This window comes from Streptomyces sp. NPDC048142 (assembly GCF_043202835.1).
Lineage (GTDB): Bacteria > Actinomycetota > Actinomycetes > Streptomycetales > Streptomycetaceae > Streptomyces.
The window spans coordinates 132,712-156,878 of the sequence record NZ_JBIDBC010000002.1 but is presented as its reverse complement, the minus strand read 5'-3'; the positions used below and the strand labels follow the sequence as shown (position 1 = coordinate 156,878).

Here is a 24,167-nt window from a genome sequence, read left to right as displayed (position 1 = left end):
GCGTTGCGCAGGGCGACGCTGAGAAACACGGCAGTGGCGCGCAGCCGGGCCTGTAGACGCCGATCGAGCTGGTCGTTCTCGACACAGTCGGCGTTCTCCCGGCGCGATGCATCGGTCGTGGCCGGGCGTCAACGCCTTGCTCGCCCCATGTACGGAGTTCAGCGGCCAGACGTTGCTGAGAGACGCCGGTTCGAGCAGAAGATGTGTAGAGACGCTTCGCTCACTACTGCACGCCGCCCTCCAAAAACTTTCCGTGATAGGCAGAGGTCACAGTGCTCCCCCGTCGCTGATCCTGGTCGGAGCGGACCGGACTGCGGCGCCTCCCAGCCTCTCCGGGGATAGGCTGGGGACTTCCCCTTGCCCCGCCGCGGAGGTACGCACCCGGTGCCTGATTCCTTTGTTCACCTGCACAATCACACCGAATATTCCATGCTCGACGGGGCTCAGCGGCTCAAGCCGATGTTCGCTGAGGTCGACCGCCAGGGCATGCCCGCCATCGCGATGTCCGATCACGGGAACATGTTCGGGGCCTACGAGTTCCAACAGGTGGCGAAGGGTTTCGAAGGCGTCAAGCCGATCATCGGGATCGAGGCGTACGTCGCACCGTCCAGCCGCCGGAACCGGAAGCAGGAGTTCTGGGGCCCTGGCGGAGTGCGCGCCATGTCGGATGACGGCGAGGGATCGAAGGATGTCTCCGGTGGTGGCCGTTTCACCCACATGACGATGTGGGCCCGGAATGTCCAGGGCCTGCGGAACCTGTTCTACCTCTCGACCGAGGCCAGCTACACCGGCCAGTTTCCCGCCGGCAAGCCCCGCATGGACATGGAGCTGATCGCCGAGCACTCCGAGGGGATTATCGGGACGACCGGATGTCCTTCCGGCGCGATCCAGACGCGGCTGCGGCTGAACCAGTACGACGAGGCCCGGGAGGTGGCGGCCTCCTACCAGGACATCCTCGGGAAGGAGAACTACTTCCTGGAGCTGATGGACCACGGCCTGGACCTGGAGCGCAACGTCCGCGCCGATCTGCTGCGCCTGGCCAAGGACCTGAACATCCCGCTGCTCGCCACGAACGACGCTCACTACGTCCTCGAAGAGCACGCTGACGCGCACGACAACCTGCTCTGTATCGGCGTCGGCAAGGACAAGGCCGACCCCAACCGCTTCAAGTTCAACGGCAGCGGCTACTACCTCAAGACCGCCGCCGAGATGCGGCAGCTCTTTTCCGAGCTGCCCGAGGCGTGCGACAACACGCTGCTGATCGCCGAGCGCATCGAATCGTACGAGGAGGTATTCGCCCCCGAGGACGAGATGCCTCAGTACCCCGACGTTCCGGATGGCGAGACCCAGGAATCGTGGCTGCGCCGGGAGTGCATCAAGGGCCTGGAGATGCGCTACGGCTCTCCGATTCCGGATCCGGTCATGGAGCGGTTCGAGACAGAGATGACTGTCATCGGTCCGATGGGTTTCTCCTCGTACTTCCTCGTCGTCGCGGACATCTGCCAGTACGCCCGGGATCAGAAGATTCCTGTCGGACCGGGCCGTGGTTCGGCGACCGGATCGATCGTCGCGTACGCGACCCGGATCACGGAGCTGTGCCCGCTGGAGCACGGACTGCTCTTCGAGCGGTTCCTCAACCCTGAGCGCATCAACCCGCCGGACGTCGACTTGGACTTTGACGACCGCCACCGTGACCGCATGGTGCGCTACGTCGTCGAAAAGTACGGCGACGAGTTCACCGCCATGGTTAACACGTTCGGAAAGCTCAAGGCCAAGAACGCGATCAAGGACACCTCGCGGCTGCTCGGCTACCCCTTCTCCCACGGCGAGCGGATCACCAAGGCCCTGCCGCCGGACGTCATGGGCAAGTCGATTCCGCTCCCTGGGATCTTCGACAAGAACCACCCCCGCTACGGCGAGGCCGGCGAGATCCGGGCGCTGTACGAGAACGAGCCGGACGTCCGCAAGGTCGTCGACGGCGCGATGGGTGTCGAGGGGCTGATCCGCAACACCGGCGTCCACGCAGCCGCGGTGATCCTGTCCAAGACCCGGCTGACCGACCGTATCCCGCTGCACATGCGGGCCAAGGACGGCGTCAAGATCACCGGATTTGACTACCCGTCCTGCGAGGACATGGGTCTGGTCAAGATGGACTTCCTGGGGCTGCGGAACCTGGGCGTCATCGATCACGCGATCCAGAACATCCGCGAAAACCGCGGTGTGCGCATCACCACCGACACTGTCCCCCAGGACGGCGACCAGGCCATTCCCCTGGACGACGCGACCACTTTCCAGCTTCTGGCCCGTGGCGACACCTTCGGCGTGTTCCAGCTCGACGGTGGCGGGATGCGCACGCTCCTCAAGGCGATGGAACCCTCACGGTTCGAAGACATCGCCGCAGCCCTCGCCTTGTACCGTCCGGGCCCGATGGCGGCGAACGCGCACATGAACTACGCGCACCGCAAGACCGGCAGGCAGGAGATCGCCCCGATCCACCCCGAGCTGGAAGCCGCCCTGGAGCCCATCCTCGGTAACACCTTCCACTTGCTTGTGTACCAGGAGCAGATCATGGCCATCGCCCGGCAGCTCGCCGGGTACACCCTTGGCGGCGCCGACCTGCTGCGCCGCGCGATGGGCAAGAAGAAGCCCGAGGTCCTGGCCGCGGAGTGGGAGAAGTTCCACGGCGGCATGAGGGACAACCAGTACTCCGAGGAGGCCATCAAGGCCCTGTGGGACGTCATGCTCCCCTTCTCCGGGTACGCGTTCAACAAGTCGCACACCGCCGGATACGGGCTCGTCTCGTACTGGACGGCCTACCTCAAGGCGAACTACCCAGCCGAGTACATGGCCGCTCTCCTCACGTCCGTCGGTGACGACAAGGACAAGGCCGGGATCTACCTGGCCGACGCCCGCAAGCTCGGTGTCCGCGTCCTCCAGCCGGACATCAACGAGTCCGTGGCGAACTTCACCGCCATTGGCGACGACGTCCGCTTCGGCCTGCGGTCGATCCGCAACGTCGGCGACAACGTGATCGAGTCCCTGGTCAGCACCCGCAAACAGAAGGGTAAATACTCGTCTTTCGCCGACTTTCTCGACAAGGCTGAGATCGGCGCGCTGAACAAGAGGGCCGTGGAGTCCCTGATCAAGGGAGGAGCGTTCGACTCCCTCCAGCACACGCGAAAGGGTCTGTCCGCAGTACACGAGGACGCCATCGACTCGGTGATCCCGGTCAAGAAGCAGGCCGCCATCGGCCAGGACGACCTGTTCGGTGATCTCGGGGCGGACGATCCGGAGACAGCGGCCTTCGGCCTGGACTTTCCCATCGACGACGGCGAGTGGCCGCGTAAGCAGCTTCTCGCCACCGAACGGGAAATGCTCGGCATGTACGTCTCCGCGCATCCCCTGGACGGAACCGAGCACATCCTCTCCCGTCAACGGGATACCACGATCAGCGAGCTGCTCGGCTCCGGCCGCAGCGAGGGCATGGTGCAGCTGGCCGGCCTGATCACCGGCGTCACGTTGAAGATGACCAAACAGGGCAACGCTTGGGCGATCATCAACCTCGCGGACCGTGATGGCGAAATGGAAGTCCTGTTCTTCCCCGCAGCGTTCGCTCTTGTCCAGTCCGCCCTGATCCACGACAGTGTGGTCTCCGTGACCGGCCGGCTGAACGACCGCGAAGGCACCATCAGCGTCTTTGGCCAGGAACTCCAGGTACTGGATGTGTCATCGGCCGAGAGCGGTGGCCGACCTCCGGTACAACTCCAACTGCGTTCCCACCAGGTCAACGACCGGACTGTGAAGGAACTCAAGCGGATCTTGGGAGCACACCGAGGTACCAGCCCCGTTCGCCTCCAGGTGCGTGGGCTGGACAAGACCGTCGTGTACGCGCTCGGCTACGAGGTGGACCCGACGTCGGTGGCTTCCGACGTCAAGGGCACCCTGGGTGCCGACGTATGGGTAGGAGTCGTATGAGCAACGAACCGGCGCCCGTCGTCCAGCTGGATGACGTACCGCCTTGCGGACGCTGCGGGCGGCCCGGTCTGATGCTGACCCGCTTCTCGAACTCGTGGAAGAACCAGAGGGGGGAGGTCGTCCCCGGAATCCGGGAAGTAGTGCTGTGTTCCTCCTGCGACGCAGCGGACCCGGCCGCCGTACAGCTCCTTGCCCTGTTCGACGTGCACGGCCAACTGAGCGAGCAGAACCTTCCCTTGTTCGCTGACCTGGCGGCGGACTGGACCGCGGAAATTGCCCGCCGGAGGGTCAACGAGCAGGATCTCGCCGACGAGGAAGAGCGCTTCCGGCGCGGTGAACTGTAGGAGCTGCTCTGGGCGCCGGAAGCCGTGCGGCCCGGCGATTCTCTACGTGGGCGGGACCTGGGCGAGTACCGTGTCCAGGGCCGTGGTGAGGGTGGGGATCTGCACGTTGGGGAAGTGAATCCAGGCGTCCGTGCCGAGGTGGGTGACCCCGTCGTCGTGGAGAAGAGGAACGTTCATGCGCCAGCCCTCGGGCCCCCAGCGATCACTGATTGCCTCTGCGAAAGCAGGCATGCGGGCCACGAGGTCAGCCAGCGTCTGAGCGTCCTCTCGTGGCATTTTCAGCAGGGCGTATCCGTCGTGATAGGCGATGAACCCGTCACCGCTGTACGCGAGCGGTGACGGGTGCCGGCCGTCGCGTACGGAGCGGGTGGCTTCCCCGACGTCCTGGCAACAAGCTGTTGTGCGCAGACCGATCTTCCACAGCCGTTCGATGACCGGGACCATCCCGATGTCGACGTTCACCTCCTCCCCGGCCGGGGTGGTGAGCGGTTGATGCGGGTGGATCAGCGGGTCTTCGAGCATGAGCGATCCTCGGTTGGATGATCTTGGAACGGAGTGTGCGGGGCCGACGAGGTACCGTCGGCCCCGCACACCTGGCACCCGCGACTAGAACGGGTTGTCTTCGCCGCAGCCGAGCATGACGTCGGTGCTGGAGACCTCGTCCAGGTTCTCGACGATCTCGAACTCGTCGTCCGTGGCCTGCGACGGCGTGGTGATTTCCACTGCGATGGCGGTCATGGTGTGTTCACCTCCTTCCGGTTCTTGGTGTGCTGGCAGTAGGACCCCAGGGGAGCGTTGGCCTGGCGATAGCGCTGTGCCAGAGGCATGCAGGTGCTGCACTGTGAGCTGAGCGTGCAGCCGGCGCATCCTCCCTGGCGGAGCAGAGCCTTGTCAGCGATTCCCCCGAGCTTGGTGAGCCCGTCGAGACCTTCCTCCAGAAGTGGGATCGGATGGTCGCGGGCAACTTTGCAGACGCTGGCTTTCCCGTGCGGGTCCACGTGCAGGGAGGTGTGGCCGGCGTCGCAACCGGTGAAGACCTGACGTTCGCGCTGCCGGGTCTGGGACTGGGTGGCGAGCGGAGAGCTCGTTCCGAAGTAGGTCGGGGTCATGTTGTTGTACTCGCGGATCTTGGCCCCGTACGACTTTGCGAGGGCGTGCATCGCGTCGACTTCGTGCTCGTTGTCGCGGGTGACGATGATGCTGAACTCCAACGGCAGACCCGCTCGGTGAGCGGCCTCGACGCCGTCGCGGAAGGACTTCCAGGCCCCCTTGCGCTGCGTCATCCTGTCGTAGGTGTCCTGCGTCGCCCCGTACACGCTGAGCGTGACCCGGTACGGCCTTCGCTCCGTGAGCAGCCCGAGGATGAGCTTGTTGTGGAGGCGCGATCCGTTGGTCAGGACTTCGATCATCATGCCGAGGTCGTAGGCCAGCGAGTACACCGCGGCGAAGTGCGGATCGATGGTCGGCTCACCTCCGGTGATCTGTAACCAGAGAACGCCTGCGTCGCGCAACGTGTGCAGGAGACGCTGTCGTTCCGGCCACGGCAGACCGGTGAACTCCTTCAGACCCAGGTAGCAGTGAGGGCAGTCCCAGTTGCAGCCCAGGTTGAGTTCGTAGGAGGCCCGCCCGTAGGAAAGGGACGACGGCGCGCGGACCAGGAGGGCCTCATGCGCGGGGCGGCCTGCGAGATCGATGCCCCAGAGCCGATGCGCGAGGCCGGTCAGCCAGTCAGGAAGGCCAGCGTCCTCCCGGGTAGTCGCCTGTTGGAGCTCCAGGTACCGGTGCGGCTTGATCTTCACGCCGCGGGCGTTCCCAGCCCGGAGAATCCAGTGCTCGCCGAGGAACGGGGACACAATCAGCTCGTGCACGTCTTTTCCTCTGTTCCGGGGAGACCGGGTCGGCTGTGCACCGATTCCGGCCTACCGAGCGGCTGATGCTGATGCGGACTGCTTCTGGTCGTGGGCATGGAAGGCGATGCGCATGGCGGCATTGAACTTCTCGGCGACCTCATCGCCGATGGCCTCCTCCTCGCGGACAGCGGCGAACCGAGCCCAGTACCTCCGGCAGGCCTCGACGTTCATGAGCGCGGAGGCGTGAAACGGCAGTTGCCGCTCGGTGACGAAACCGAGGCGGTTTCGCAAGCTGAGCTGGCAGAACATCCGGTTCGCGGTCATGTACTCCTGATACGCCCTGGCTTCCACACCCACAGGCGCCCACATCTCGGCGAGGTCGGCGTTCGCGGAAACCTGGGACAACCATTCGATCTGGTGGCCCGCGAGCACGGTCTCGTTCCGCTGCCGTTGGTGCCGGGTCTCCTGGACAATCCGGGCCGCACCGACGGCAGCAGCGGTCACGCCCGCCAGGAGAATTGAAGTGCTGATATTCATGTGTTGCAACAGCCCTTTCGGTCGTGCTGGTGGTGCCGCCCGGGTCCGGACATGCCGAGGACGGCGGCGGGTCTGTGTGTGGGGCGTTCAGGCGGATAGCGCTGCTCGGTCAGATCGGGTCCATCTGCGCCGCCGTAACGATCGTGCCGATGGCGCCGACGAAGTCGAGGATCTGCAGGGGCCGCTTCACCGCCCGCTGCCCAGCAGGGGCGGGCCGTCGTGCTCCTCGACCGGGGCGGGCGGGTCTGCTGCGAGGCGAAGACGAAGCACGTGCAGGGCCTCGTCCGCCGGCGGCAACGCGGCATCGGCACGGCGTGCGTCCAGGGCATCCGGATCGCGCACCGGCTGACGTTCCGGACCGCCGGGGCCGAGGCGGTACTGCGTACCGAAGAGCTGCGGCACCCCGGCGTTGAGGAGACAACGGTCATGCAGACGCGCCCACTGCCGGAGCGAGGCGTTGCCCCGCTGCACGGCCGCATACATCAGCCGGGCAGCCGACCCTTGTACGTCCGGCTGGGTATCGGCGTGGAGCGCGATCAGGAAGGCCGCTGTCGACCCGTCGTGACCGACCAGAGGGACGCCCGGCCAGTCGTGTTCGGCGAAGATCCTGCGCAGCACGCCGGCGTTGGCGTGGTCGACGTGGCGCCCCCGGCCGATCTCCTGATCGGAGAGCTGCATGCGGGCGAGGCGGGCCCAGGTGGAGCGGGCCGTCGCCGCGCGCGCCATCAGTTCGCGTTGCATGTCGGGGCGCTGCGGTGGGGGGATCACGGCGCTCCCTTCCGGGTGACGTTCCGCAGGCGCGGGCGGGCGGCCGAGGTCGAGCATGGCAGTCATGGACAACTCCTTCGGCGAGGGGGCCGGGTGGGGAGCGCGACCGCGCCCCGCCCGCCCGTGCGGGGGGCTGGGGGTGGGCAGAGCGCGGCGTTCTGGGGGGAGGAGGACGGTCAGTCGATGGAGCTTCGTACGTCGGTCGCGCTTGCGAGGCGGGAGGCCCAGAGTTCGGGCCGCGTGGGTTCGTCGGCGGCAAGGGCAGCGACGGCGTCGGCCACCTCGTCCTTGCTGGGCAGGAGCAGCGGGTTGGACCACACCACGTTCAGCTCCTGCGTGCCCACGGTGTCGATCGCCGACGCGACGAGGGCTCGGCCCACCTTGTACGGGTTGACCTTCGGTCTGAGGCGGGCGATCTCCTTGCGCCCGGCCACTTCCTTATACCGCTCGGATTTTGGTGCGCTGTCAGCATCAACTGAGGCGCCGAACAAGTCGCGGGTGATGATCTGGTCCGCCCAGCGGGCGTGTCCTTCCTCCAGGTAGGCCACGCCGTTTCCGCGGACGAGGACCTTCGGCGTGTGCGCGGCCCAGTCGGCTCGGTGTCGGGATGCACGGTTCTGAGCGTGGTGGACCAGTTCGTGCACGATCACCTGGGTGAGGAACTCCGGGTCGGACAGGACACCGGTGTGCTCCAGTGCCTCCGGGACCAGAAGCGTCTGGGATTCGTCGGCTCCCGGCCCCGGCTGGGTGGCAGCCATCACCATGACCCCGCCCAGGTCTGCGGAGAGCCGGCGGAAGGTGCGGAGCATCGCGGTGCCGAGCAGCGCGATCCCGGGCCGCTTCCAGAACGGATTCAGCTCTCGGTATGCCCGCAGGAGGCGGGCCGTCTCCGCGGCCTGCTCGGACTGCCAGGTCTCCACGGGGACGATCCGGACGGCCACCAGCCCCGGCAGGTCCAGGCCTGTCGTCGGCTTCACCAGCGGGGCGACCAGGGCCAGAATGCCGCCGACCTGCCTGCGCAGGTCCTCGTGGCGGCCGGTCTCGTCTAACGCCATCACGTCCATCAGAAGCCCATCCAGGTCCGGAGGTCCCCAGCGACGGGCGCGCTGTGCGGCTCGATGATCTGGCCGTCCGGCTGGAGGCCACCGGTGTCCTCGAAGAGCAGGATGCCGTTGCAAAGCCGGGAGGACCCCACGCCGCTGTCCCGGGCGACGACCTTGGCGCCCTCGCGGTCTGGCCTGTCAGCGGGCGGACAGGGCGGAGTGTGCGAGCACATGGTTGTCCTTTCTGATGTGCTGCTCTGAGCCCTCTCCGGCGCCGGCCGCCCGGGGGGAGCGAACTGCCAGCCCGGCACCGGAGAGGGGGTTTATGGGGAACGGCGCTCCACGCACGTTCAGGCCTGGCCCTGGTCTTCGTCGTCCTCGACGCGGAGACCCTGGGTCCTCGCTATCTCGTCGAGGAGGTCCGAGAGCGTCGAGGCCAGGCGGCGTACGGGGCCGAGGGCCTGCGTACCGTCGCCGATCGGCTCGTCACCGATTGCCCTCCCGGCGTTGACCAGCCGGAGGACGTCGGCGGGGGGAGGGAAGCGCTGGTCCGCCGTGGCGATGGTGCTCAGCCGTTCGTGCCAGGAACGGAGCTCCCAGTGGACGTGAACCAGCTCTCGATCGGGAGGCGGGGTCGGGGACTCCAGCACCTGGTGCAACGTGTCGAGGATCGTCCCGACGGGCAGCGGCTTCCAGAGCCGCAGCCGCGCCACGATGTCCGCGTAGAACTCCGGGGTGCGGAGCGGGACGTGCTTCTCGGGGACATGGACGGAGAGGGGGTGTGGCTTCGGCGGGGCGGCCTCCACGACGGTCATGAGTGGGCACCGCCCATCACCGCGCGCACGGTCTTCCCGTGCTTGTGGGGGTACCAGGACACGGCGGCCCCGTACTGAGTAACGTGCCAGAGTCCTTGTCCGACGCGGCCGGCCACTGCGTCGTCGAAGGAGTCAAACTCGGGGTTGTGGTCAGTCACGTCGATCAGCAGGTCATCGACGTCGGTGAGTCCGACCCGAAGGCCGATGTTTCCGCCTGAGCACTGCCCGAACTTGCTCGCGTTGCGCACCAACTGGTCGACGGTTTGCACTGCCAAACCGCACGGGCCGGACCATGCGAACGCGAGGAGGCACGTCACCGCCTGGAGGCGTGCGCTCTGGGCGTCCTGGGCCGGCAGGTACGAGCGGATCGTCAGCCGGTGCTCCTGGACGAGTGGCACCACGAGCGGTGGGGCGGTGGTGGTCATGCCGCACGCCCCGGGAGAGCGAGCGCGCAGTGGACGGTGGTGCCGTCCTCGCTGATGCCCCACTCTGCGGCCAGCGCCTCAACGATGCACAGCCCGCGCCCGCGCTCCGAGACTTCGTCCACGGCCCGGAGCACGGGGCGTTCGTGGGAGCTGTCCTTCACCTGGATGATGAGGCGCGCGGCGTCCGCGCACCAGGTGACGGTGATGTCGTCCCCGCCGCCGTGCTGGAAGGCGTTCGTGGCCAGCTCCGTGAGGACGAGCTCGGCGTCACCGATGCACGGCCGTAAGCCCCAGAGCTTCAGGAGGGCGCAGTTCAGCCGCCGCAGCTGCCCCGGCCGACGAAGGTCATCGACGCCCATCGGCTCACCGGCCGGCGTTGAGCGGACGATGCTGACCTGGCAGTGGCGGACGCTGGGTGCCCTTCTCACACGACCGCCGGGGCCCTGCGGCCCTACTCGGTCGAACGCGGTGAGTGTCATTACCCAGTCCTCCAGCTCAGGGGATGCGGCAACGTAGGGACGCGGCGGCGAGTACTGATGCCCCTGTCTGGGTCCCTTCGCCTCTCGGCACAACTACTCTGTTGCATAGAAGAGTTGAGCTGCAAGGCGCCGTGCAATTTTCACGCAGAATGGCATATCCAACTGACTGGACTCTTGGCTGTGCAAGGGGAACTCTGGGTGCCACACGCCTGACTCACGCATTGCAGAGCGGTACTTGGGGATGATTGAACCGGACTCTCGGACGGTTCGACTGGACTCAGGGACGGTTGGACCCGACTCGACTGGAGCGGGCCTCGGCACAACGGAAGGGGATCGGATCAGTGGCCGCACCAAAGGGACCGACCAGCCGACGGGTGCACCTGGGCAAGGTGCTGGAGAAGATGCGGGAAGACCTCAAGCTGCGCCGCGAGGACGTCGCGACCGAGCTGGGGTTCTCCCCTGAGAAGCTGTGGCGCGTGGAAAGAGGTCGTACGGGTCTGACCAACCCGAAGGACCTGCGGGCGCTCCTGGCGCACTACGGTGAAGACGACCCCGAGGTTGTCGACAGCCTGCTCCTGATCCACCGTGAGTCCTTGAGTGAAGCGTGGTGGACGCCTTACACGCCGCACCTGACCAAGGGCATGCGCGAGTACGTGGGGATGGAGAGCGATGCGCTCAGCATCGCCGCATGGCAGCCCACGCTCGTCTTCGGCCTGCTTCAGACAAAGGAGTACGCCCGTGCGCTTCTCATGTCCGCGAAGGCGGTCGATGAGACGACCACCGAGTTCATCGACGCCAACGTTGAGCTGCGTATGGACCGCAAGAAGCTGATCACCAGCACCCAGCCTCGTGGACTCTGGATCGTCATGGGCGAGGACACGCTGCGCAGCACCATCGGCAGCAGGGAGGTGATGGCCGGACAGTACGAGGAGATCAAGCGACTCGCTGCGCTGGACCACATCACCGTCCAGATACTGCCGAGCAAGGCCACCGGCTACCGAGCCAGCGGGAACTTCATCCTGCTCGACATGGGTGAACCGCTCGGGAAGATCGTCCAAGCCGACCAGCCCAGCGGGCAGGCCAGTATTACGGAGAAGAAGCCCGAGGTCGGAAAATACGGCCGCAGGTTTGATGCCCTGCGGGCGGCGGCACTCGATCCTAGCGAGACGCCGAATTTCATAGACGAAGTCCAAAAGGACCTGGAACGAAAGAAGTGAACATCGTGACCACCACCGGGACACCCGCACTCACCCTCGCGCCTGAGAGCGCGTGGACGAAGTCGTCGTACAGCGGGGCGGAGGGGAACGCCTGCGTCGAGACCGCCGCTCTGGTCTCCACGGTCGGCGTCCGCGACAGCAAGGACAAGCGGGGACCCGCGCTCGTCTTCCCGTGTGATTCATGGAGCACCTTCGTCACGAGTCTCCGCGACGAAGAGTTCCAGACCGCTACACGCGCCTGAACCCGTGAGGAAGACCGACGGAAGGGAAGTCCGTGACCACATCTGTGATGCCCTTGCTCGCTGTTGCGCCCGGAAACACGTGGACTAAGTCCTCATATTCGGAGGGCAGCGGCAACTGCTGTGTCGAGATCGCCATCCAGCCGACCTCGGTCTTCGTCCGTGACTCCAAGGACCTCACGGTCTCCCCGTTCGGCGTCCGCCCTGCCGCCTGGTCCACCTTCGTGAGGCACACCGCCAGCTAGTCAGGGAGCAAGGCGTTCAATACGGCAGTCGGGCCCCCTCAGACATGGTGAGGAGGCCCGGCTTTGCCGTGCACGAGCGAGACTACCCGTAGAGGCCCCGGGCGGCTCGGGAACGGAACTACCTCGGTTGGACCGGAGAGACAGCTGGACCGCTCATCCGCATCCACATGAGGCCGCTACTTCTCTGACGGAGCCGCGCGCGGTGGCCAACTTGGGGAATACACTGCTCGGCGTGCACAGATAGCTCCGAGCTCGGCCGGTGAACGGGTGGCAGTCAATACAACGGGCCCGGGGCGGTTCTAGATTGCTGGAAAGTCGGGGCTCTCCAGCGGGAAAGCATCTTCCAGGTGAGTCCGGTCCTGATACGCGGGCCGAGGCTGCTCCGCCTTGGATGGTTGCTCACCAGGACGAGAATCGGAAGCGCTCAGGGTTACGCCCTTCGTGAATACCTGCTCCGCGCGATCCAGCGTCAACCTCATCGTGCCGTACGGGCCGACGGCGTACCCGGTCCGATGACCGTGCAGGTGCAGTTCCTCCACCGCCCGAAGCCCGGCGTCGAACTCCGGTACGTCGTACGGTGGGACGAGGGCGTGCGACTCCTCCGCCCACTCCCAACCGAGATCACGGAGCACGGTCCGGGCTTCCTCCTGCTCCCAGCCGCTTCGCGCCACCAGTCCGTGACGAGGGTCCGTCGAGAAGACCATGTTCGGGTCCGTCATCATCCGGCCATCTCCTCGACTGGTCCCGCAGATCCCGTCTCCTGGCCCGTGGCCGTGGGCCAGGACGCGAGCTGGAAACGCGCCGGACGGTCGTCGTGCTTGCCGACGCGGCATTCGTCGCCTGCCTTGCCCAACGACTTGTTCATTCGCGTGAGGAAGCGGTCGTACTGCTCGTGCCAGATCACGGACGAGCCCGCCTCCGCGTACGCGTCTCCCCGGGCGAAGGCCAGGGCCGCGATCTCGTATGCCAGGCCCTCGTGCTTCGCCCAGCACGGCGGGATGACGTCCTGCGGCTGCCAGGCGTACGTCCGGTTCAGCCAGCGGCACACGGAATCGAGCCACGCGGGCATCGGCTTGATCAGCTCTGCTGACAGGGCGCCGATGTCCCACGGGACGGGGCCGTCGGCGGCCACGGACTCCTCCGTGATCCGCTCCGCGATGTACTCCAGGATCAGTGCGGGCGGCTCGGGAAAGGGCTCGAAGCGGGTCAGGGTCTCGGTCATGCGGCAGCCGCTCCTTCACGGCCGGCCCACGCCACCGCGTGGGCCTTGGCCTGGTTCTTCTTCTCGGTGGCCCGCCGGTTCCGCTCGGCTTCATTGGCGGCTCTGAGGTCACGGACGTGACTCTCGATCTCGGCCCAGGAATCCCAGGTCCACATGCCGTCGAGCCGGGAGACGATCGGCGGGAGGTTGTCCGCGAGGACCAGGGCGTGCCCCTCGGGAAGGCCCCTGATCTCGTCTCCCCGAAGGACGGGTTCGAGCGCCATGTGTGTGGCCGTCGAGTGACCGCCGCGGTCCCCGCCGGACGTGGTCTTCGTCGTGCGCTCTCGCTCAACCTGACCGCACAGGTCAGACATGTCCTTCAAGAAGTCGGGGTCCTTGTCGCCCGGCAGGACGATGACGTTGTTGGTGAAGGCCGCCAGCTCCTTGGCGGTGTCCTCGCCGAAACGGGCACGAGCCGACGCCCACGCCTGGAGGCCGTAGACAACCGTGATGCCTCGGCCCCGACCGTCGGCGACGCGTTGGCGGAGGGAGGGGATAGGCGCGATGTTCGGCGCCTCGTCCAAGGCCGCGAGTAGGGCGGGGTCGAGCCGCCCGGCTGGGGACGCGAGAGCGTGTGCCTCCGCGAAATCCAGAAGGTCTTCGGCTATTGCGGTGGTCAGCGGCGCGACGCTGTTCACCTCGCTGTCCTTGCCGAGGAGGTAGAGGGTGCCCCCGGCGTCGAGGAACGCGCCGAAGTCCGTGGGGCCCTCTCCGTCTCCCTGAAGGGCGTTGATCACCGACTGGTGCATGAAGGGTTCGAGGGCCGCGTCGAGGGTCGAGGCGGTGTTGCCGACGGTGCGGCTGTCGCCAGTGGTGGCCGTGCGCAGCATGTCCGCCCAACCGGGGCCGGCGCCCGGGTGAGCGTTGAGGATGCCGAGGGGTGCCGGGTCGGTCAGCTTGCGGGCCCACCGCAGAACCCAGTCGAGTGAGGCGCCGTCGAGGGCGGCGGCGTGGAGGAAGCCAGCGAGGATCTTGGACGCCTGCCCCTTGTAGAAGGCGCTGCCCTCGCTGGACTGTGCGGCACCGTTGGGGGTGCGCGAGCCCGCGACGAACGCCTTCCCACGCATCATCGCCACCTCTGTGTCGGCTGCGCCGTTGATCGGCGTCCACCGGAAGCGCGGGAGGCTCGGCGCGATGTTCTGCGGGTCGAAGACGGCGACGGCGCGACCGTCCCGCTGCCGCGCGTCGAGGGTTAGCTCGACCAGATCGGGCTTGGTCGAGGTGGCCAGGACCGGCCCGGCCCAGCGGCGGACGAGCGGGGCGAAGAACCGCAGAGTCTTTCCGCTGCCCATCGGGCCGATGACCCGGCATGCCTTGTCGGCGCGGGACCACAGCTCGACGCCCTTCGGGCGCTGCGAGGTGCCCAGCGAGTAGCCGAAATCGTGAGGATCGAGGGGGTGGTGGTGCATGACGTACTCCGGAGCGAGGTAGGCGACGAGGAGAGAGAAGGTCAGCGAGCGGCGGAGCGGTCCTTCGCGAAGCTCACCCCGGCTGCGCGGCTGGGGTGGGCGTCGTCGCTGGTGAGGGAGGGCCGGATCTCGGTTGCCTTCAATACCGCCTTGGCCGACATCTGGCGCTTGAGCTGTGCCTTGCTCGCGAATCCGGCGTTGCGCCGTCCGCGGTTCAGCAGGAACCAGAGCGTCACCAGGGCCACCGCGCACACGGCCGTCACGGCGTACAGGGCCAGGGAGATTCCGCCGGGCATGATGTCCATTACTCGGCCCGCCGGGCGACGCGGGCCGCCAGGTAGCGCATCCGCCGGCCGCACAGCCGCGACATCGACGAGTCGGGCCCGGCACAGCGCGGGGGTGCAGTGTGGAAGGCGCTGTGCAGGTCCTCGGTGGCTCGCCAGATGTGGGCGACGGCCGTACGTACGCGTCCTCCAGCGGCGGAGTAGTCGCCGTGGTCCAGGACGAGGGCCAGTTCCTTCATACGCCGGGCGAGGTCGAGCGCTTCGGCGTGCAGCTGGTCGATGTCCTGTCGCACCGCGCGCTCGTCGGCGGGAAGCGTGGTGTGGTCGGTGGTGACGGTCATGGCGAGGGCTCGTTCCGAGTCTGCGTGGAAGGGGTCGGCGGTTGAGGGGCGGCGGTATCCGCTCATTCGGCGTCCGGGGAGGTGCTGGTCAGGTCGGTCATCGAGCCGGAGGAGAAGCACAGGTGCTGCTCGGCCTCCACCAAGAGGTGCTGGACGCCGGGGTAGATCACCTCGCCGACCTTCCACAGCGCGATTCCGCGGCGCAGGCGCATGATGTGCTCGGCCGTCCAGGACGGCAGACCCAGCCGGGCCACCGTCGCTTCCGCCTCCGCCTTCTTCTGGCTGTAGATCACGATGGTGTCGGCCATCTTCAACGCCGCTTGGGTCTCCGGGCTGTCGTCAATGTCGGAGAGGTGATGAACGATGAAGATGCAGCTCAGCCCGTATCCCCGCGCGAATTTCAGGAACTTCTCAAGCAGCGAGGCGAGTTGGGGGGTCCCGAGGATGTGCCAGGCTTCCTCGCAGACGAGGATGCGCTTGCGCTGCGTGTAGCGGCGGCAGCCGGAGCCGGGGTTCGGCCCCAGCTCCCAGGCTCCGGAGTTCGCGTCGACCACGACTCGGTCGTGCTGCCCCGGCTCCGTCCCGCATTCGCACAGCGGGCGCAGCCAGACCTCTTCGAGGAAGATTGAGATCACGGCGACGAGGATGGTCATGGCGACGCCACCGGACGGGACCTTGGTCAGGTCGAAAACGATCATGTCGGCGTCGAGATCTACGCCCAGGCTGGTCGGGCCGTCGAGCATGCCCGTCAGGTCGCCGGTGTCGTCCTGTTCACTGCCGCAGAGCCGGTCCAGGACGTAGGACGCCTCCAGGCCGTCACCGAGAAGTTCGTCCCGCGTACGCTTCTTGGCCGTCGCGTCGGCCTCGTCGGGGGATCGCAGCGCGGCGGAGACGTCGGCCAGGACCGGGGTGCGGCCGAGTTCTCCCGCCCGCTGGTGGGCCCTGCGGATCGCGATCCGCAGGGCAGAACCGGCGAACTCGTCCAGGGCCTTGCCGAGACCGAGTTCAACGATCGTGCGTACCAGCTCGACTTGCCGTTTGCCCGCGATGGCCGGGTCCATCGGGTTGATGCACGAGGCACCACGGCCGCCGCCGGGCGCGAACTTCACCGGGGCCTTGCCGGTCAGCGAGCGGCCGAGCGCGGCCCACTCGCCTTCTTCGCGCTCTTTCTGCTCCTTGGTGTCGAGGACGACGACTTGACGCCCGAGGCGGATCTGCCGGGCGGCGTACGTCTTGGTCAGGGCCGACTTGCCCCGGCCCGTGTCGCCCATGACGATCATGTTGCCGCCGGGCAGGCCGTCACCGAACGCCGAGAACGGGCAGTAGATGAACGCCTTGCCCGAGTACAGCTCCCGGCCGATGATCGCGCCTGCCGTGCCGAGGGTCGGCGGGGCGATCGGCAGGTACAGGGCCTGGCTGGTGGTTGTCTCGGTGTAGAGGGGACGGCGCACCGTCTCGTGCATCGGCGACAGCGGGGCGAGGTCGAGGAGGTCGGTCACTTGATGCCTCCGGCGAGGGGCAGGGTCGTGGCGAAGGCACGGGCGTGTTCGAGGTCAAGCCATTCGATCCGCAGGTGCGCGTTGCGGGCGCGGGAGGCGGTGGTGCGCTTGGTGCGCTCCAGCTCTTCGGCGCTGCGCGAGGAGATGGTGATGTAGCCGACGACGGCGGAGCCGGCCGCGCCGGAGGAGGCCAGGGTCATGCCGCGTGATCCGGTGGCGCTGGCGGCGATCTGGTCGCGGGGGTCGATGTTCTTGCCGCGCTTCCGGTCGCGGTCGATCTCGGCCTGGTTGTTCGTGTCCTCCGCGAGCATCCGCTCCACGGCTTTGTCGTTGGGTTCTAGCTGCTGCGTGATCGAGATGGTGCGGATGACGTCGGGCATCCCGATCAGCAGAGGCGAGAGGAAGTCGGGGCCGACGGGGGTCGTGGGCCATCCGACGACGGCGGCCGTGGCGTGGTACCAGCTGTCCGTGGAGCCTGCCGCGCGGGTGGCAACGTGGGCGCCGTCGCGGACGTCGACGTTGCGGGGGAAGGCGTGCGCCTGTCGGAGGTCGGTGTCCCAGATGGCGTGGTCAGGGTCGTAGGAGTTGCGGATGAACGCGGTCATCCGGCCTTCGTCCAGGGGCGCGATCACGGAGAGGTCGGCGTCCTCCGCGCGGGACCACAGCTCATCCAGGTACGCGGCCATGGCGGCGGCGATCCCTTCGTCACCAGTACCGCGGGCGGCGCCCTCGGCCGCCAGGTCGCGGGTGAACCGGGCGTGGATGGTGATGTAGTAGCGGTGTTCCTCGGCGCTGGTGGAGACGGCGTTGGCCAGTACGTCGTACGAGTCCTTCAGCCAGTGTGGGGCGTCCGTCGTCGCGGCCGACTCGTCGCGCTGCGCGATGTAACGCTGGTGGGCGTAGGGGTCCGACTTCATCTGCCGGGCCAGGACTTGGATGCGCTTCACCGGGTGTTCTTCGACGTTCCCGAAGGCGTCGAGGAGTTCGCCCCAGCGCTCCAGGGCCACGATCTGCTCACCGACTTCCTTGCCGCCGAGGCCGGGCGAGGCGATCTCCAGAGTGGCTGTGACGCACCCGGCCTCCGGCTGGAGGACCACCACGGCCTGCTGACCGCGGACCGTGACCGGCACCCACGTCATGCCCGTGACGCCTTCCGGCTCCACAAGAGCGGCGTCCGGGGGCGTGCCGTTGGCACGCACGCCGGCCTCGACAGCTGGGGACACCCACACGCCGCCGGTTCGGCGGAGCGCCTTGCGGTGGTAGCGGTCGATCCGCCACCAGCGGTAGAGGGTGCGCCGCTGGGACGTGCCCTTGGGCCGGTACGGGGCGTACACGATGACCAGGGCGAGCAGGATCGGCAGGACCAGGCACGTTGCGGCGATAGCCGTCACGCCGTTGAAGAGGTAGCCGAAGAGGATGCCGGTGACGGCGCCGCCGCCGAGGACGACCTGTTCGCCGAGGTCGCGGCGGCCGACCAGCCCTGTGGGGCGGTGCTTTCCGAACTGATACGTACGAGTCGACATGGAGGGTCACTGATCCTTGCTGGGGTTCGGTCGTCCGGGTGCCTGGCCGCCCGGGGGCCGCGACGGCGGCGGGGGCGTGACGGGGGGCCCGGTGCCCGAGGTGGTTCCTGATGCGGAGGAGGGGGAGGCGGGTGGTGTCGGGCCCGAGGTTCCCGTGCCGGTTGACGGCGGGGATGGCGGCTGTGCTGTGCTCGGTGCCCCGTTGGCTTCCGGTGCGCGTCCGGCCGAGGCGTGGCCACCAGCCGAGGACCAGTCCGGAGAAGAGCTGACGACCGGGTCGGAGGTCGCTCCCTGGGGATGAGCGGCGGCCGGTGCACCGGACGTTCCAGCGGAATCGTCGCCGCCCTGCTGGCTTTCGGGCTGTTCGGGCTTGCCGCCGCCTGCGGCGTCGGTGCCCTGCGCGCCCGGGGAGCTGGTGGCCTTGTTCTTCGCCATGTCGACGCCGGCCTTGGCAACGGCGAGTCCGGCCGCGACCGGTCCGGCCACAGCAGTTCCGCCGCCCATCTTCGCGCCAGCGGTCTTGGCGCCAGCGGTCTTGGAGCCGCCCACCAAGGAGTCCTGGACACGAGCACCCATGGCCCTGTTGGCGTGCTGGGCGGGGCCGTCGATCGCGGCGGCCGGGCCGGAGGACTGTGCACTCTTCCGGTCATGGTGGAGGCTGGCCATCTCGTCGCCGAAGGCGGGCACCCACTTGTAGAGCGTGGCGGACGCGAAGACGGCGAGCAGGAGGATCAACGCGCCGACCAGGGTCTTGGAGACCGCGTCGGACATGCTCCCCGAGGTGTCGCTGAGGATCGCGCCGCCCAGGCCCAGCAGAGCGAACAAGATCGGCTTACTCAGTCCGATGGCGAAGATGGCGCCGAACCACTTCTTCGACTTGCCCCACAGGTCGCGATCGACCAGCCCAGCGTTGACGATCGGCCCGAGCGCGACGGCCACGTAGATGGCCGCGCTGCGGATCAGCAGCTCGATCCACATCAGCAGGGCACCGCACATCATGATGAGGTTGACGACCAGCAGCTGTCCCACGCCCTCCGTGGGGTTGGCCGCCATGACCTTGAGGATGTTCTCCAGGAACGGTTTGAAGTTGCTCGTCGCATACGGCTCGAAGACGGCCGTGACTTCGTCAATGGCCTTCATCAGCAGCGCGATCGCGCCCGGCGTCATGGCGTTGACCACGAACTGGAGTAGCAGGAAGCCGATCGCTTCGGACACGGCGGTGGTCAGGGCGACTCCGCGAACCGCCCGCTTGGCCACGGCGATCAACCAGAGGGCCACGGTGAGCAGGCTAGAGGCCGCGAAGATGATCGCGTACTGCTTCAGGAAGCCGGGGCTCGTCAGGTCGATCTTCGTGGTGTTCTGGATCAGCTCCAGCATCTTGCGCAGGAACCAGATGTTCGCCTCGGTGAGCTTCTGGAGCAGGAACCCCAGCGGGTCCTTGACGAAGTCGATGGCCGCCTTCGCCTCACACACCATCGGGATGTAGCAGAAGGGGTTCGCCACCGCCGAGGGCACGAACACGAACCCGATGATCACGTTGACCATTGCCACCGCCTGGAGGCGGCGGCGCCATCGACCCGGCACTCCCCGCTCGATGGTCAGCAGGCCGGGGGCGTCATCACGCAGTCGCAGGCGCATTGCTGGCACCCCCCACGTCCGCGAAGCTGTGGGCCGGGGCCGCCTCCTGCATGGCCGGCGGAGACGGCACGAGCGGTTCGGACGGCGTGACGGCCGTCGTCTTCCAGGCGCCGTCCTCCCAGACCAGATCCACGGTCATCCGCAGGAAGGCGACCTGCGGGCGCTGCGTCTCGTCCTTCCCGGCGACGCCCCCAACCGACGCCGTCCACAGCTCCATGCTCGCGGCCTGGTCGGAGTAGGAGATCGAGCGGGTGGCGAGCGCCGCAGTCCGCGTGATCAGCTCGCTGCCGTCGGCGGTCGTCCCGTCCGCACCGACACCGCGGTTCTCCATGACCAGACGAGCCGTCGAGTCGGTGTCCGAGGTGACCGAGTGCAGCACGCTCGACGCGGCCGTGGCCGACAGCATCCGGTGCCGCCAGCCCTCATCGGTGAAGAACCGAGGGTCGCCGTAGAGCATGGTGGCGCTGACGGCCGCGGCACGAGCGCCGCGCTCGTTGTGTCCGTATGGTGCCGGGAATCCACTTCGGTCTTCGGCGCCGCTCAGCACGGGGTCTTCTGCAGCGGCCGGAACGTAGTCCGAGAAGTCGCCCGGTACGTTGGATGCCTGCCGCACGTCGATCGGAGCGACCAGTCCCGTCGAGGCCGAGCTGTCCTTCAGCTTCCAGTCGTCGGACTCCCAGGTGAGGGTGACCGTCACCGACTGGAAGCCCGTCTTCGGCGTCGCGTGCCCGGCCGTGCTACCGCGAACCGTCGTCGTCCACAGCCGCACCATCGCCCCGTGGGCGTCGAAGCCCAGGACATGCGCCGAGAGGACACCGGTACGCGCGACGGTCTTCTTGACGGAGACCTTGGAGGTGTCGCCCCTCAGGGAGCCGACCGCGTCCTTGGCAGCGTGGTCGGCCTTCTTCACCGCCGCATCAGCCGAGCCCTTGGCCGCCATAACTGCCACAGCACGGTGCCGCGCGTCCTTGTCCGTGAGGAACTGCGAGCTCCCGCTGACCGTCGTGTAGTTGGCCGCTGCCGCCTTGGCACCGGATCGAGTGTGCGGATAGCCGACGGGGACGCCGTGCAGCTCCCGCACACCTTCCCCGCTCGCCTGCGGAGCCGAGCGGGCGGGTGCCGACGCGGAGGGTGCCGTGGCCGGAGGGGTGCCCGTCGTCATGCTGACGACCACCCCGGCCGCGGTGACCACGGCCGCGCCGCCGGCCGCGATGCCCCAGAGCTTGGCCGACGAGCGGCGCGCTCCGTTGGCATTCGAGGAGAAAACGTTCCTCCGGGATCGGAAAGGCATGGTCAAACACCCATGCCGTACGTGATGGCGAAGATGGTGCCGAAGCTGGCTACGAGGAAGACGCAGGTCAGGCCGCCGACCATCATGCCCTTGCCGCGCGAGCTGTCCATCGTGGAGTGGCCCTCGCCGAACCACCCCTTCGACTTGCCGACACCGGCGAGGAAGGCACCGGCGCCGACGACGAGGACGACGGCGGCGATGACACCCAGGATGACCTTCGCCGTGCCGCCGAGCTTCCCGAAGGGGCCCCAGTCCGGCTTCACGCCGGACACGAGGTCGGCTCCGGCGGCGAGGGTCGTGTGCAGGGAGGGATCGGCAGCGGCAGAAAGGAGGTTGTGCATGGTTCAGCCCCTTGGTGCTGTGAGGAATAGTTTGGGATGTTTTGGGTGATTAGCCGACGTGCCGCATCGCGATGATTTGCGGTTTCCAGTAGCTGAGCGGCTTGATCCGCACCTGAGCCCCGGTGTGCGGTGCGTCGATGACCTGGCCGCCGCCGATGTACATGCCGACGTGCTCAGGGCCGGCGCTCCCGGGGACGCTGAACAGCAGGTCGCCCGGGACGAGTTGGGAGACTGCCTTGACGGCGGTCCCTGCGTGGACCTGGTCGTACGTGGTTCGCGGCAGGTTCACTCCCGCCGCTGACCAAGCCATCTTGGTGAGCGAGGAGCAGTCACAGCCGCCCACACCCTCGTACGGCATGACGCAACTGCCGCCCCACCGGTACCAAGTGCCCAGGGCCGTCTTCGCGGCCGAGATCGCGCGGGCGGCGCCCTTGCCGGCCGGTGCGTCCGGGCTTACGGCGTCGGCCCATTTCGAGGCCAGCGCGCGGATGCTGCGCACGTAGTTGCGGGTCTCGGGGTACGGGGGGATGCCGCCGTACTTGATCACCGCGCCGCCGCCCGCGTTGTACGCGGCCAGCATGTTGTCCGTCGAGTCGCCCGGCACCTTTTTGACCTCTTTGGCCAAGGTGCAGTCGTACGCGGCCTGCGCGGCGATGGCGTCGGCAGGGTTCCGGATGTCCTTGATCCCGTCGCCGTCGCCGTCCTTGCCGTGTTGTGCCCAGGTCGCCGGCATGAACTGGGCGATGCCGAGGGCGCCGACGGGTGACATCGCACCGGAGTTGAAGTTGCTCTCGGTGTACAGCTGAGCCGCCAGGAGCGAGGCTGTGACCTGCGGGCACTCGCCCGCGTGCTTGTTGATCAGCTCACGGACCCAGCCCGGCACGGGAGCATCCGTCTTGATGCCGCCACCAGGACCGGTTTCCTGCGCGGAGGCGCTGTCGGCCCCTCCGAACGTGGTCAGCATGGCGACACCGGTGATGAGTCCGGCCGTGACGAGTCCGAGGCCAGTTTGCGTGCCCTTGTTCATCGCGGCCCCGTCACGCCCAGGGCAAGGCGGTGACGCGCCAGCCCTTGGAGGTGTGCTCCAGGCGGAGCGCGAGCTGTTCGCTACTGCTGCGCCTGTGGCCGGACTTCGGGGTGGTCGTGAGGGTGTAGCTCACGCGGACGAGAGCGGAGGAGGCCGTTGCCGCAGGTGCGCCGTCGGGGACGACTGCTGACGTGATCTTGGCCGTCTGATGTGCCTTCTCGGCCCGCAGGGCGGCCCAGGCGGCGTCTTGACCCGGCCGCTTCTGGGCGAGCACGCCAGCGAGTTCCCCCGAGGCGAGCCGGGCTGCCCGAGCGCCGGCGTCCGCGTACGAGCTGTCGGCACCGTCGCGGGCGTCGTGTTCCGCGTAGGCCGTAGTGAAGGCCCGCGCCGTCCGTGCAACGTCTTTGGGGAGTCCGGTAGCTGACGAGGAGGAGGTAGCGCTGCTGTGCGGCGTGGCCGTGTCGGGGAGTCCCGCCGAGACGGAGTGCGGCTGCGCGGACACGGTCGAGGCCGCGGAGGCGTCGTTGGTCGAGTTGGAGCAGCCGGTCGACAGAAGGGCCAGGGAACCAGCCACACCTATTGCTGCTGATATAGGTATGAAACGGGTGGATCGAGGCATGCGGGGACCACAACCTTGGTGCAAGAGATTTCGGAAGTGCGAGCGGCGCGGTCCCGCGGGGGCTGGGGACCGCGCCGCTCCTTCGCAGAAAAGAGGGGGATTCCTCCTGCGGGCTTTACCGGCGAATGCCGGGGAAAGCGCAAAGCAGGCCGGAGCATATAGCTCTATCTGCCTGTCTCATCTGCGGAAGAGTTCGATCTTGTTTCGCATCTGCGAGACGGTTGAGCTGACGGGTGCGTTACTCATATCAAGGCCATCAGCCCCTTCCGCGATTCGGGCGAGATCGTGAGCAGATCTCTACGGCCGGAAAACGCCTTGTGGCGTTGGCCGTGCCTGAATCCTTGCAGGGGTTCGCGGACAACTCGAATCACGAAAAAAGCCGGAACTTAATTCCTGGAATTAAGTTCCGGCTTTCGCTCGGGGGAGGCTTTGCGGACCCTATGCCGCCCCGTGACGCAGGTGCTCGATCGCCACGCCGAGCCACGGCGCGGCCGGGCCGGAAAGACGCAAGGGTGCGCACGTGCTGTACGAGAGGACAACGGCGGACGGCTCAGCAGCGACTCCGGTCAGAAGGGCGTGGTCGAACGGCATCCACTCACGAGCCCTCAGCGGCAGGAGCCGTACCCCGGTTGAGGTGAGCACCACTCGGGCGGCGGTGTGATCGCGCCACTGCGGAAGGGCGGCATCCTCCGCTTCCTGGTGCCGACGGGCGTCGAGACGACCGTTGCTCACCCACCGCCGGCCGAAGGTCGGGTGATCCTCGAAATACCCGCTGGCCGAGGTCGGGTAGTCGACCTCTGTCCCATAGAAGCGGGCGGCGGAGCACGCCACGTCCGCGAAGGCGACTTCACCGGCCGCAAGTACAAGGCCGTCCGCTTGGACCGGCACAAGACTGCCGCCGCCCTGGAGGTGAACCGTGAGGGCGGACGCTGCCTGTACGGCATCGGCGTGGACGGCGTCCTCCGCCCGGTCGCGTCGGCGAGACCACATCGTCGTT

At 67.5% G+C, this 24,167-nt stretch carries 28 protein-coding genes; 5 read left to right on the top strand and 23 right to left on the bottom strand.

From position 1 onward, the window contains the following. The first annotated feature begins 384 nt into the window (after positions 1-384). Both dnaE and ACGF2Y_RS03290 read left to right on the top strand, forming a co-directional pair. Positions 385-3,975, top strand: coding sequence for a DNA polymerase III subunit alpha (gene dnaE / locus ACGF2Y_RS03295; RefSeq protein WP_360790236.1), 3,591 nt, complete (start codon positions 385-387; stop codon positions 3,973-3,975). Beyond that, complete coding sequence (locus ACGF2Y_RS03290; protein WP_392942843.1) at positions 3,972-4,319, top strand: DUF6300 family protein; 348 nt, start codon at positions 3,972-3,974, stop codon at positions 4,317-4,319. The genes dnaE and ACGF2Y_RS03290 overlap by 4 nt, the downstream gene beginning before the upstream one ends. Before the next feature lie 42 nt (positions 4,320-4,361). Here ACGF2Y_RS03290 and ACGF2Y_RS03285 read toward each other — a convergent pair whose 3' ends face one another. The 10 genes from ACGF2Y_RS03285 to ACGF2Y_RS03240 all read right to left on the bottom strand — a co-directional run bounded on the left by ACGF2Y_RS03285 (position 4,362) and on the right by ACGF2Y_RS03240 (position 10,116). Continuing rightward, complete coding sequence (locus ACGF2Y_RS03285; RefSeq protein WP_392942841.1) at positions 4,362-4,841, bottom strand: hypothetical protein; 480 nt, start codon at positions 4,839-4,841, stop codon at positions 4,362-4,364. An 84-nt stretch (positions 4,842-4,925) separates the two neighbouring features. Continuing rightward, positions 4,926-5,057, bottom strand: coding sequence for a hypothetical protein (locus ACGF2Y_RS03280; RefSeq protein WP_392942839.1), 132 nt, complete (start codon positions 5,055-5,057; stop codon positions 4,926-4,928). Next, positions 5,054-6,187: a radical SAM protein gene (locus tag ACGF2Y_RS03275; RefSeq protein ID WP_392942837.1), complete on the bottom strand. Its 1,134-nt coding sequence runs from the start codon at positions 6,185-6,187 to the stop codon at positions 5,054-5,056. The genes ACGF2Y_RS03280 and ACGF2Y_RS03275 overlap by 4 nt, the downstream gene beginning before the upstream one ends. Before the next feature lie 51 nt (positions 6,188-6,238). Continuing rightward, entirely contained in the window at positions 6,239-6,706 is a 468-nt protein-coding gene (locus ACGF2Y_RS03270) for a DUF6082 family protein (RefSeq protein ID WP_392942836.1), read from the bottom strand. A gap of 186 nt (positions 6,707-6,892) precedes the next feature. Continuing rightward, positions 6,893-7,540 (bottom strand): DUF6624 domain-containing protein, encoded by a 648-nt coding sequence (locus tag ACGF2Y_RS03265; RefSeq protein WP_392942834.1) that lies wholly within the window; start codon positions 7,538-7,540, stop codon positions 6,893-6,895. 110 nt (positions 7,541-7,650) lie between these two features. Further along, positions 7,651-8,529, bottom strand: coding sequence for a hypothetical protein (locus ACGF2Y_RS03260; protein WP_392942832.1), 879 nt, complete (start codon positions 8,527-8,529; stop codon positions 7,651-7,653). An 8-nt stretch (positions 8,530-8,537) separates the two neighbouring features. Continuing rightward, entirely contained in the window at positions 8,538-8,750 is a 213-nt protein-coding gene (locus ACGF2Y_RS03255; RefSeq protein WP_392942830.1) for a DUF5999 family protein, read from the bottom strand. Positions 8,751-8,867: 117 nt separating this feature from the next. Continuing rightward, entirely contained in the window at positions 8,868-9,332 is a 465-nt protein-coding gene (locus ACGF2Y_RS03250; RefSeq protein WP_392942828.1) for a DUF6415 family natural product biosynthesis protein, read from the bottom strand. Next, the gene (locus ACGF2Y_RS03245; RefSeq protein ID WP_392942826.1) at positions 9,329-9,757 is read right to left on the bottom strand and encodes an ATP-binding protein; all 429 of its coding nucleotides are present in this window, start codon (positions 9,755-9,757) and stop codon (positions 9,329-9,331) included. The genes ACGF2Y_RS03250 and ACGF2Y_RS03245 overlap by 4 nt, the downstream gene beginning before the upstream one ends. Then, positions 9,754-10,116, bottom strand: a complete 363-nt coding sequence (locus tag ACGF2Y_RS03240) for an ATP-binding protein (RefSeq protein ID WP_392942824.1) — start codon at positions 10,114-10,116, stop codon at positions 9,754-9,756. The genes ACGF2Y_RS03245 and ACGF2Y_RS03240 overlap by 4 nt, the downstream gene beginning before the upstream one ends. A gap of 461 nt (positions 10,117-10,577) precedes the next feature. Between ACGF2Y_RS03240 and ACGF2Y_RS03235 the strand changes: the two genes are divergently transcribed. The 3 genes from ACGF2Y_RS03235 to ACGF2Y_RS03225 are packed head-to-tail and all read left to right on the top strand — an operon-like array spanning position 10,578 to position 11,937. Further along, the gene (locus ACGF2Y_RS03235) at positions 10,578-11,453 is read left to right on the top strand and encodes a helix-turn-helix domain-containing protein (RefSeq protein WP_392942822.1); all 876 of its coding nucleotides are present in this window, start codon (positions 10,578-10,580) and stop codon (positions 11,451-11,453) included. Positions 11,454-11,458: 5 nt separating this feature from the next. After that, a complete protein-coding gene (locus ACGF2Y_RS03230; protein ID WP_392942820.1) occupies positions 11,459-11,695 on the top strand; it encodes a DUF397 domain-containing protein in 237 nt (78 codons plus the stop codon). Positions 11,696-11,727: 32 nt separating this feature from the next. Beyond that, positions 11,728-11,937 (top strand): DUF397 domain-containing protein, encoded by a 210-nt coding sequence (locus ACGF2Y_RS03225; RefSeq protein WP_360790195.1) that lies wholly within the window; start codon positions 11,728-11,730, stop codon positions 11,935-11,937. Positions 11,938-12,236: 299 nt separating this feature from the next. Here ACGF2Y_RS03225 and ACGF2Y_RS03220 read toward each other — a convergent pair whose 3' ends face one another. The 13 genes from ACGF2Y_RS03220 to ACGF2Y_RS03160 all read right to left on the bottom strand — a co-directional run bounded on the left by ACGF2Y_RS03220 (position 12,237) and on the right by ACGF2Y_RS03160 (position 24,160). Further along, on the bottom strand, positions 12,237-12,659 hold the full coding sequence (locus tag ACGF2Y_RS03220; protein WP_360790192.1) for a hypothetical protein: 423 nt from the start codon (positions 12,657-12,659) through the stop codon (positions 12,237-12,239). Then, positions 12,656-13,159 carry a hypothetical protein gene (locus tag ACGF2Y_RS03215; RefSeq protein ID WP_392942817.1) on the bottom strand — a complete coding sequence of 168 codons (504 nt, stop codon included), beginning with the start codon at positions 13,157-13,159 and terminating at the stop codon, positions 12,656-12,658. Before ACGF2Y_RS03215 ends, ACGF2Y_RS03220 begins: the two co-directional genes overlap by 4 nt. Next, entirely contained in the window at positions 13,156-14,607 is a 1,452-nt protein-coding gene (locus tag ACGF2Y_RS03210; RefSeq protein ID WP_392942815.1) for a type IV secretory system conjugative DNA transfer family protein, read from the bottom strand. Before ACGF2Y_RS03210 ends, ACGF2Y_RS03215 begins: the two co-directional genes overlap by 4 nt. A 41-nt stretch (positions 14,608-14,648) precedes the next feature. Continuing rightward, the gene (locus ACGF2Y_RS03205; protein ID WP_392942813.1) at positions 14,649-14,903 is read right to left on the bottom strand and encodes a hypothetical protein; all 255 of its coding nucleotides are present in this window, start codon (positions 14,901-14,903) and stop codon (positions 14,649-14,651) included. Between the two features lie 8 nt (positions 14,904-14,911). Beyond that, on the bottom strand, positions 14,912-15,232 hold the full coding sequence (locus ACGF2Y_RS03200; protein WP_392942811.1) for a DUF6238 family protein: 321 nt from the start codon (positions 15,230-15,232) through the stop codon (positions 14,912-14,914). A gap of 62 nt (positions 15,233-15,294) precedes the next feature. After that, entirely contained in the window at positions 15,295-16,731 is a 1,437-nt protein-coding gene (locus ACGF2Y_RS03195; RefSeq protein ID WP_392942809.1) for an ATP/GTP-binding protein, read from the bottom strand. Continuing rightward, positions 16,728-18,254 carry an SCO6880 family protein gene (locus tag ACGF2Y_RS03190; RefSeq protein WP_392942807.1) on the bottom strand — a complete coding sequence of 509 codons (1,527 nt, stop codon included), beginning with the start codon at positions 18,252-18,254 and terminating at the stop codon, positions 16,728-16,730. Before ACGF2Y_RS03190 ends, ACGF2Y_RS03195 begins: the two co-directional genes overlap by 4 nt. Positions 18,255-18,260: 6 nt before the next feature. After that, positions 18,261-19,892 (bottom strand): hypothetical protein, encoded by a 1,632-nt coding sequence (locus ACGF2Y_RS03185; RefSeq protein WP_392942805.1) that lies wholly within the window; start codon positions 19,890-19,892, stop codon positions 18,261-18,263. Further along, positions 19,873-21,183 (bottom strand): hypothetical protein, encoded by a 1,311-nt coding sequence (locus tag ACGF2Y_RS03180; RefSeq protein WP_392942803.1) that lies wholly within the window; start codon positions 21,181-21,183, stop codon positions 19,873-19,875. Before ACGF2Y_RS03180 ends, ACGF2Y_RS03185 begins: the two co-directional genes overlap by 20 nt. Positions 21,184-21,185: 2 nt before the next feature. Beyond that, complete coding sequence (locus ACGF2Y_RS03175; protein WP_392942801.1) at positions 21,186-21,524, bottom strand: hypothetical protein; 339 nt, start codon at positions 21,522-21,524, stop codon at positions 21,186-21,188. Between the two features lie 49 nt (positions 21,525-21,573). Beyond that, positions 21,574-22,551, bottom strand: a complete 978-nt coding sequence (locus ACGF2Y_RS03170; RefSeq protein WP_392942800.1) for an NlpC/P60 family protein — start codon at positions 22,549-22,551, stop codon at positions 21,574-21,576. A gap of 10 nt (positions 22,552-22,561) precedes the next feature. Beyond that, on the bottom strand, positions 22,562-23,125 hold the full coding sequence (locus tag ACGF2Y_RS03165) for a hypothetical protein (protein ID WP_392942798.1): 564 nt from the start codon (positions 23,123-23,125) through the stop codon (positions 22,562-22,564). A 483-nt stretch (positions 23,126-23,608) separates the two neighbouring features. After that, positions 23,609-24,160 carry a hypothetical protein gene (locus ACGF2Y_RS03160; protein WP_392942796.1) on the bottom strand — a complete coding sequence of 184 codons (552 nt, stop codon included), beginning with the start codon at positions 24,158-24,160 and terminating at the stop codon, positions 23,609-23,611. Positions 24,161-24,167: the final 7 nt, after the last annotated feature.

Excerpts from the sequence above, each read along its gene's own strand:
- ACGF2Y_RS03290 (WP_392942843.1), top strand. The coding sequence starts at position 3,972 with ATGAGCAACGAACCGGCGCCCGTCGTCCAGCTGGATGACGTACCGCCT.
- ACGF2Y_RS03285 (WP_392942841.1), bottom strand. The coding sequence starts at position 4,841 with ATGCTCGAAGACCCGCTGATCCACCCGCATCAACCGCTCACCACCCCG.
- ACGF2Y_RS03280 (WP_392942839.1), bottom strand. The coding sequence starts at position 5,057 with ATGACCGCCATCGCAGTGGAAATCACCACGCCGTCGCAGGCCACGGAC.
- ACGF2Y_RS03270 (WP_392942836.1), bottom strand. The coding sequence starts at position 6,706 with ATGAATATCAGCACTTCAATTCTCCTGGCGGGCGTGACCGCTGCTGCC.
- ACGF2Y_RS03265 (WP_392942834.1), bottom strand. The coding sequence starts at position 7,540 with ATGACTGCCATGCTCGACCTCGGCCGCCCGCCCGCGCCTGCGGAACGT.
- ACGF2Y_RS03260 (WP_392942832.1), bottom strand. The coding sequence starts at position 8,529 with ATGGCGTTAGACGAGACCGGCCGCCACGAGGACCTGCGCAGGCAGGTC.
- ACGF2Y_RS03255 (WP_392942830.1), bottom strand. The coding sequence starts at position 8,750 with ATGTGCTCGCACACTCCGCCCTGTCCGCCCGCTGACAGGCCAGACCGC.
- ACGF2Y_RS03250 (WP_392942828.1), bottom strand. The coding sequence starts at position 9,332 with ATGACCGTCGTGGAGGCCGCCCCGCCGAAGCCACACCCCCTCTCCGTC.
- ACGF2Y_RS03245 (WP_392942826.1), bottom strand. The coding sequence starts at position 9,757 with ATGACCACCACCGCCCCACCGCTCGTGGTGCCACTCGTCCAGGAGCAC.
- ACGF2Y_RS03240 (WP_392942824.1), bottom strand. The coding sequence starts at position 10,116 with ATGGGCGTCGATGACCTTCGTCGGCCGGGGCAGCTGCGGCGGCTGAAC.
- ACGF2Y_RS03220 (WP_360790192.1), bottom strand. The coding sequence starts at position 12,659 with ATGATGACGGACCCGAACATGGTCTTCTCGACGGACCCTCGTCACGGA.
- ACGF2Y_RS03215 (WP_392942817.1), bottom strand. The coding sequence starts at position 13,159 with ATGACCGAGACCCTGACCCGCTTCGAGCCCTTTCCCGAGCCGCCCGCA.
- ACGF2Y_RS03210 (WP_392942815.1), bottom strand. The coding sequence starts at position 14,607 with ATGCACCACCACCCCCTCGATCCTCACGATTTCGGCTACTCGCTGGGC.
- ACGF2Y_RS03205 (WP_392942813.1), bottom strand. The coding sequence starts at position 14,903 with ATGCCCGGCGGAATCTCCCTGGCCCTGTACGCCGTGACGGCCGTGTGC.
- ACGF2Y_RS03200 (WP_392942811.1), bottom strand. The coding sequence starts at position 15,232 with ATGACCGTCACCACCGACCACACCACGCTTCCCGCCGACGAGCGCGCG.
- ACGF2Y_RS03190 (WP_392942807.1), bottom strand. The coding sequence starts at position 18,254 with ATGTCGACTCGTACGTATCAGTTCGGAAAGCACCGCCCCACAGGGCTG.
- ACGF2Y_RS03185 (WP_392942805.1), bottom strand. The coding sequence starts at position 19,892 with ATGCGCCTGCGACTGCGTGATGACGCCCCCGGCCTGCTGACCATCGAG.
- ACGF2Y_RS03180 (WP_392942803.1), bottom strand. The coding sequence starts at position 21,183 with ATGCCTTTCCGATCCCGGAGGAACGTTTTCTCCTCGAATGCCAACGGA.
- ACGF2Y_RS03175 (WP_392942801.1), bottom strand. The coding sequence starts at position 21,524 with ATGCACAACCTCCTTTCTGCCGCTGCCGATCCCTCCCTGCACACGACC.
- ACGF2Y_RS03170 (WP_392942800.1), bottom strand. The coding sequence starts at position 22,551 with ATGAACAAGGGCACGCAAACTGGCCTCGGACTCGTCACGGCCGGACTC.
- ACGF2Y_RS03160 (WP_392942796.1), bottom strand. The coding sequence starts at position 24,160 with ATGTGGTCTCGCCGACGCGACCGGGCGGAGGACGCCGTCCACGCCGAT.